General features: G+C 33.8%; 1 protein-coding gene and 2 pseudogenes (1 of these 3 cut by a window edge). 1 reads left to right on the plus strand and 2 read right to left on the minus strand.

What is annotated here, in order from left to right; genetic code table 11:
* Positions 1-92: 92 nt before the first annotated feature.
* A pseudogene (locus tag CLV95_RS10335) lies at positions 93-716 on the minus strand (IS256 family transposase); the annotation flags it as partial.
* Positions 717-790: 74 nt separating this feature from the next.
* The gene (locus CLV95_RS10340) at positions 791-1,183 is read right to left on the minus strand and encodes a hypothetical protein (RefSeq protein ID WP_002739720.1); all 393 of its coding nucleotides are present in this window, start codon (positions 1,181-1,183) and stop codon (positions 791-793) included.
* A 1,137-nt stretch (positions 1,184-2,320) separates the two neighbouring features.
* Between CLV95_RS10340 and CLV95_RS20080 the strand changes: the two are divergent.
* A pseudogene (locus CLV95_RS20080) lies at positions 2,321-2,500 on the plus strand (transposase); its annotated part runs 433 nt beyond the window's last position; the annotation flags it as partial.

Raw genomic sequence — 2,500 nt, forward strand, 5'->3', positions numbered from 1 at the left:
TCATTGCGTTCCTTCTGTTGGTTTTCTTGTTTTGTGGTAAATGCTCGCATCTAACCCACGCTTTTCAAGCCCAGAAGGGGCGCCATTTTGTCTAATGCCAAATAGAAGGATTTGTTTACGACGTGATTACCATCTCTCACCTTTACGACTAACGCGTCCATGATGAGAATCGGATTACCTTATCCAACGGGCGGTTCTGCCACTCGATCACCGTTTCCATTACGGAATCCGTTACTTGAGAAATTAAATCCGATGAAACCTCAACTTGATAAATTTCTTTGAGATGTTCGGATATTTCTCGAGTTGTCATTCCCCGTGAATACATCGAAATAATTTTATCGTCGAAGCCGATAAATCGAGATTGACCTTTCTGGATTATCTGTGGTTCGAAACTTCCGTTTCTATCTCGAGGAACTTCCAAATCGATTGTTCTAAAATCCCCTTTGAGATTTTTGACACTTGTTCCATTCCGAGAATTGCTTGAGTTATTTCCAGACGAAGCGTTCTTCTCGTAGCCCAAGTGGTGCGTTAGCTCTCCTGGGCGCCGATTCATAGAGAGGCGTCCGCTGAGTTATCATCGCTCGTTCCACCAACGATTTTGTTAGTTGCTTTAAAAGGCCTTCGTTTCCCAGTAGTTCTTCAGGACTCTTATCTTTGATTAATTCATCCAGTAACTCTTCTACTCGATTTTTGGGGTGCTCATCTCTTGGTTTTATCCTTGTTACTTTTACTTTATTCACAAGTCATTTACACAATCGAGCTGACACTCTCTAAAAAGGATAGTGAGAAATTAGTATCCGTCTTTGATCAGATAATCCAGATGCAATCGGATATCGGGTTCGTCGTTCGCATCTCCCAGAAAAACGTCATTTGGAACTTTTTCATTTAAAATCTGAATCAGTTCCGTATCGTTTTTAGCCAGGTAAACCCCATTGAAGACAGAGTAGTTTTCGATCCACAACTCCAATTTCTTACACTTAGATAATATAATACAATTATGATTCGTACGAATAGAATCCGAGAGCATTTTTCTAAAGTTAGTTAGGTTGATAAATTCCTCATTCTCAATCTCATTCAAATCCAAAATATAAAGCTCGGTAAACTCATCTAAAATCGATAAAATAACATCACGAACGTTCATGATAGAACGATTATCAACGATCCCCGACAACTTAATCAACATCACCTTGATATCTATTCCATGCACATTGAATGCAACGAACTCATTACTGACCTGCATTGGTACCCTCATATTTTAAATTTTATAGCTGTACACATAAGATATAATATATAATTTCGAATAGTTACACAAATCTCGTGCCTTCTACTCTGATTCGAAGTCAAATCAAAACAACTTATTCCCACAATAAAAAAATAATAAGATTAAAATTTTGAACTTTTATCTACGATTAAATCGCGTTATTGTATATTCAATCCACTTCTAAAAACATACATTTATTCCGTCTTGCATGTTCATTTTCCTCCCATCCACTCTCCTTTTTTTGTTTTAAAATTCAAATTTTCGTCTTCATAAACTGGATTAAGACTGAGGATTAAGTTCATATTGATTTTGAACTTTTAAAAATAGAAAACACATTCAGCCCTTTAATTGGAGTGATAAAAGACCGAAGATACTCAACACTTTAAACTCCAGTTATATTGAAAATAGATGCCCCCAACCAATCGTTCTACATTCATTAACAATCATTTCGAAAATCAGAACCAATATGTGGAAAAACTTTTTGAACCGAATGTTTTAAAATACAATTTTATCAAACCTTTCAAACTTTAAGACAATTCGAAACACTCGGCATATTTATAGTTTATAAAATTCATTTACCTCATTCGCTGCATCCTATAAAAGGAACACTTTTTTATTATTGGCTCTTTTGAATTTACAAAAACCTTATACATTTAGGATTTTATATTTTTCTAACTTATCAATTCGAATTTGTAATTTAAATTTTGATACTTCATTTTGATAATTCTGTAAAATAAAACAATTTCATCACCCTAACTTTCTTAGATAACGACAAGACACTCAAAATGAAGTAGAATTCTATAAAGCTTTTTATCTAAGATTGAGAAGATTTAAATGTGAACATTTACCACGAAACCGAGAAATAAAAAATCCATTATAACCTAACGTGAATTCGACGTAAGAAGAAAACTCTTACACGAAAAAGCCAGATCGCGTATTAAACTAATCTACAGCGAAAAGGGTTAAATATGAATTGGCATTAATACTTTGGCATAAATGATTTTTGTAGATAACAAAAAATAAACTTGAATTCGCAAATGTTTTTGAGTTGTTTTTTGAAATCGGAAATTTCAGTTCAGCCTGAGTGAAGTTGTAACGAATTGTAGTTTATTTTCATCTTTCCCATCAGAGAGAATTTAAAAATTTCTATTCGATAGAAATGAATCTGAAATCAGAATTTTCTAAAGCAGTAAACTACAATAGTTTTGTTGAACCGATGCTGAATACGTTATAATTTCC

It is taken from the genome of Leptospira borgpetersenii serovar Javanica (assembly GCF_003046425.1).
In the GTDB taxonomy this organism is placed as follows: Bacteria; Spirochaetota; Leptospiria; order Leptospirales; family Leptospiraceae; genus Leptospira; species Leptospira borgpetersenii.